This window comes from uncultured Sphingomonas sp. (assembly GCF_946477935.1).
Taxonomy (GTDB): domain Bacteria; phylum Pseudomonadota; class Alphaproteobacteria; order Sphingomonadales; family Sphingomonadaceae; genus Sphingomonas.
In genome coordinates this window covers 1-4,345 of the sequence record NZ_CAMLAC010000268.1, presented here as the reverse complement: position 1 = coordinate 4,345, position 4,345 = coordinate 1, and the positions used below count along the sequence as shown (strand labels likewise).

The window sequence follows — 4,345 nt, the reverse complement described above, 5'->3', positions numbered from 1 at the left end:
AGATCTACACAAGGAGTATCGTCGGCAGCGTCAGATGTGTATAAGAGACAGCGCTTGAGCAGCATCCGGTCATGCTCGTGCTGCGACGGCGGCGCGACATCCTTGCGCGCGGTGCCACCACCACCGCGCCCGTCGCGCAGCTTCAACACGCGCATTGCCAGTTCGGGATCGAAGTCCGACAGGGCGTTCCCATCCCCGGCCCCGATCTCCTCGGGATTCTGGTCGCTCGTCATCTGCCCCAGGGCGCGCGCCACCAGCTCCTGTTCCAGCCGGTCATAGCCAAAGGCCAGCGCCTCACTGCACAGGCGCGCAAATTCGCCATCCCGCCGCTGCAGCGCATACAGCGTCGATCGGGCGACCCCGGCCGCCTTCAACGCCATGGTCTGGTTGCACGTCGCCGACAGCACATCCAGGAAGCGCTTGCGCTTCGCCTTGGTCCACCCCGTCTTGCCCCCCTTGGCCACCGCCCGACGCAACAGCGTGCCGTCCTTGCGCGCGATCAGCTCGTTCATCCCCCGCTCCCCTCACCGCCCCGCCTCGATGTTCTCGTTATGTACGCAATTCGGCGCTGGAAGTATCCAACAAACGAACCGCAGCGGTAAAAAACAGCGTCAGCCAGCCATACTTATCCATGATATTTTCCTGTTCACTCTGCTGGTTACGCAGTAAATCATCACAGGGAGAACAGCGGCACATGCACAACGAGGGGGAGATCGTCGCATCCGGCGTCCTCGACCGGCACGAACAGTTCGCGACGGTCGATGATCACTATGTCGCGCTGATGGGCTGGCCGCGCGCCGCGCTCATCGGCAGATCGATGCTCGATCTGACGCATCCCGCCGATCGCACCGGCAACCGCGCGCTGCTCGACCGGCTCTACAACCGGAACGAGGCGTTTTGCATCACCAAGCGCTATCGTCGGCCGGACGACAGCCATGTCCGCGTCCAGGTCCATGTCTCGATGGTCCCGGACGGGCTTGGCGGACGCCAGTTGATCGGCACCGCCCGCCGGGTCGAGCTTTCACCGCCTGTTTTTGCCGACAGCCGCGCGACCGCCGGACGCGCCATCGGCATGTTGCTCGCTGGCCGGATGGCGCTCGGCGCGCCCTATTTCTCCGGCGTGCCCGCGGAGATCCTGCTGCTGCTGTTCCATCACGGCAGCCAGCCGGTCACGCTGTCCCGGATCGCCGAGCGGCTGGATCACACGCCCGCCGTCACCTTGCGCTGGCTGCGCGCGCTGGCCGATGCCGGGCTGATCCATCCGCCCGGCGGCGACGACGATCCGGTGCGCATGACATTGTGGGCGGAGGCGACGCTGACCACCATCCTCGCCATGCCGGACTTCGCGCCGGTACCGGCCTGAGAATCTGATCGAAAACGTGCCGAAGCACGTTTTGCGGTACCGGCCCTCTCCCCCGCAAAACTCGCTCTTTCGCGAGTTTTCAAACAAGCTTGGCGCACTTCACCGCCGGGCGTTCGACAGCGCCAGCGTCAGCGAAACGCCCGTCGAGAACGCCGCCGCGCCCGACGACAGCCCGCCGCTGGCATAGGCGGTCAGCCGGAACCGGTCGCCGATCGGTGCGGAGGCTCCACCGACGATCTCGTGCGCCGGCCGGATGAACCGGCTGGTCCGCTCGGCATAGTCGTAGGACAGCAGGAATATCCCCTGGCCCGGCAAGGCCACCGACGCGCCGATCGAGGTCGCGATGCCGTCGCGGATCGTCCAGCCCGTCGGGTCGCCGAACACGCGGTAATTGATCCGCGCCACCGGCGTCACCGCGCCCATCGTCCGCGCCACCTCCACGCCAAAGGCGTAATCGGTCTTGCCAGTCGACAATTGCGTCGAATCCGCCGCGGTGGGCAGCTTCACCCGCGCCGACAGGTCGATGTCCAGCCCCGCGACATCCTGCCCCGCCGCCAGCCAGGAGGCGCCCAGCGTCAGGTCGCCCAGCCCCTGTCGCCTTGGCCGGGTCATCGGGATCGACGGCCCCACCACCAGCGGCGTGCCGTTGATCCCGGTAAAGATCGTCGACTGGCTGCGGATCCGCATCCAGGGCAGCGTGGCATCGATGCGCAGCGGCCCCAGCCGCTGGCGGACATTCAGCAGCACCGCCGCGATATTGTTGCCCGTCGTGCCCCCGAACCGCCCGTCCCAGGTCGCCGCGCCCAGCGTGATCTCGGTTCCCGCCGCCGGGCGCAGCACCTCGGGCATCGGCCGCACCTGCGGCTCCATGCCCCCGCCATCGTCCGGTTCGGGCGTCGCCGGATAGGGCAAGGGAGTCTGCGCCGCCGCGGCCCCCGCGCACAGCGGGGCCGCGGCGATCAGCGTCCCGATCGCAATGTCAGCGCAGCCTGAGCGTGCGAATCGCATCCAGCGCTTCCTTTTCCCGGCTGTCCGGAACGCTTGCCGCACCCCTGGCATCATGGCTGCTCTCCTCCCCTGATGGCCGGTCGCTCTCCTGCACCGGCAGGGTCGACCGCACCGCCGCGACCGTCATCGGCCGCCTGTCCTCCATCACCGCCGGCGCCGCCGCGACCATCGCCGCCGGCGCCGCCGCTTCGGTCACCGGCACCGATGCCTGCACCGCCAGCGCACGCCGCGCCCTGGCACGCACCCGCCACGCCTGCACCCGCGCCCGCCACCGCCGCACCGCCGCCGGATCGGCCCGCGCAACGCGCACCGGCGCCGGGGATGCCGCCACCGGCGCCGCCGCGACCGCCGGTGGCGGCGACGCAACCTCCGCCACCGGCGCAGGCGCCTGCGCCACCGGCTCGCGCGCCACGGGCACCGGCAAAGGCCGCCCCGTCCACATCACCGTCACCGCCAGCGCCCCGGCACAGATCGCGATCCGCACTCCAACATGGATACGCCGCCGCTGCGCGGCGCGGCGCAGTCGTTCCCATTCGCGGCGCGAAGGAACCGCCCCGTCCGCATCGTACATGGACCGGATCAGTGCATAGATGACCCGGTCGTCATCCTGCTGAAGACTGGCGCTCATGCCCCATCATCGCACCGCCGCGCGCGCGGTGCGGCACTACCTTCGGGATAGCAACGAAATCGCCGGATCTAGAGCAAGCTGCGTTAAATCCGCTCTACCCCGCTTCGCTCAGGCCGAACGGATGTGATGATGCAGGTTTAACGCACGATGATCTAGGCTTTCAATGCCCAGCGCAGCACCGCGCCCATGCCCATCGTGCCCGCGCGCACCACCGGCCGGCCCGGCGCACCCGGCATCCGCCCGTGCAGCCGCGCGGCCCAGCGCGGCATCAGGTCGACACCCGCCTGCATCATCATCGCGTTCATCGGCGCCAGCGAGGGGTGCGGCGAAGCCTGGTTCAGCAGGAACTTCGCCACCGTCCGCACCCGCGCATCGACGCGCAACTCGGGCCGGATCGCCGCCAGGAAGGCCGCGATACCGGCACGGTCCTCGGGCACGTCCTCTGCCCCCAGCGCCCGCGCCAGCGTGGCCATCTCGCTAAGATACTGGTCCTGCCGCGCCGCCGGAAATGCCGGATCACGATAGGTCAGGTAGCCGCGCAGAAACGAATCGACCTCGGCCACATGCACGAAGGTCAGCAGCCGGGGATCGCTCGCGCGGTACGCCGTCCCGTCGGGCAAGGTGCCCGCGACATGCTCGTGCACCCGCCGCACCCGCGCGATCGCGCTCTCGGCCGCCGCGGTCGATCCGAAGGTGGTGACGGAGATGAACTGCGCCGTCCGCTTCAGCCGACCGCCCATGTTGCCGCGAAAGTCGGAATGGTCCCACACGCCCGCCAGCGCGGCGGGGTGCAGCATCTGCACCAGCAGCGAGCTGATCCCGCCCACCATCATCGCGGTGAAGTCGCCATGTACCGCCCAGGTCGCCGATCCCGGCCCGAACAGCCCCGGGTCGCCCGGTGGCCGCGACAGGTCCACCGATCCCGAACCCACAAGACCGCGCACCTGGTCGCGAATGGCAAGGCGTATCGACACTTGCCCGATATAGGAAGCGCGGGCGGGCTTCAGTAGGCCTGCGCCTTGGCCGCCTCCCAGGCATCGCGCTCGTCATCGAAGGTCCGCTCGATCACCAGGTCGCAGGCACGCTCGCTCGCCAGATCGACCTCCACCGTTCCCGCCCATTCATAGGTCGCGTTGCCCGACAGCGTCACCATGCCGTCCGCCCCCGCCTCGGCGCGCACCAGCCCGCCCTTGTTGAACACCACCGTCTCGCTGTCCCACCCGATCCGCCCCGTCAGGCACGCGGCATAGGTCGACGCCGCCATCGCGCTGCCGCAACTGTCGGTCAGGCCGACGCCCCGCTCGAACGTCCGCACGAACAGCGCGTCCCCCCGCACCTCCACGAAC

Annotated in this window: 4 protein-coding genes and 1 pseudogene; 1 reads left to right on the top strand and 4 read right to left on the bottom strand. The window is 69.1% G+C overall.

Going from position 1 to position 4,345, the window contains the following annotated elements; translation table 11 throughout:
- Positions 1-694: 694 nt before the first annotated feature.
- Positions 695-1,363, top strand: a complete 669-nt coding sequence (locus Q0U08_RS18075) for a PAS domain-containing protein (RefSeq protein ID WP_298093061.1) — start codon at positions 695-697, stop codon at positions 1,361-1,363.
- Positions 1,364-1,462: 99 nt separating this feature from the next.
- Here the strand turns inward: Q0U08_RS18075 and Q0U08_RS18070 are convergent, their stop codons facing one another.
- The 4 genes and pseudogenes from Q0U08_RS18070 to Q0U08_RS18055 form a co-directional block, all read right to left on the bottom strand.
- Positions 1,463-2,371, bottom strand: a complete 909-nt coding sequence (locus Q0U08_RS18070) for a transporter (protein ID WP_298093059.1) — start codon at positions 2,369-2,371, stop codon at positions 1,463-1,465.
- Positions 2,343-2,999 carry a hypothetical protein gene (locus tag Q0U08_RS18065; protein WP_298093057.1) on the bottom strand — a complete coding sequence of 219 codons (657 nt, stop codon included), beginning with the start codon at positions 2,997-2,999 and terminating at the stop codon, positions 2,343-2,345. Before Q0U08_RS18065 ends, Q0U08_RS18070 begins: the two co-directional genes overlap by 29 nt.
- 152 nt (positions 3,000-3,151) lie before the next feature.
- A complete protein-coding gene (locus Q0U08_RS18060) occupies positions 3,152-3,973 on the bottom strand; it encodes an oxygenase MpaB family protein (RefSeq protein WP_298093055.1) in 822 nt (273 codons plus the stop codon).
- 29 nt (positions 3,974-4,002) lie between these two features.
- Positions 4,003-4,345 (bottom strand): annotated as a pseudogene (locus tag Q0U08_RS18055) (diaminopimelate epimerase); the annotation flags it as partial.

Bases quoted from the DNA above. Each gene is read 5' to 3' on its own strand.
- Q0U08_RS18075 (WP_298093061.1), top strand. From the start codon at position 695: ATGCACAACGAGGGGGAGATCGTCGCATCCGGCGTCCTCGACCGGCAC.
- Q0U08_RS18070 (WP_298093059.1), bottom strand. From the start codon at position 2,371: ATGCGATTCGCACGCTCAGGCTGCGCTGACATTGCGATCGGGACGCTG.
- Q0U08_RS18065 (WP_298093057.1), bottom strand. From the start codon at position 2,999: ATGAGCGCCAGTCTTCAGCAGGATGACGACCGGGTCATCTATGCACTG.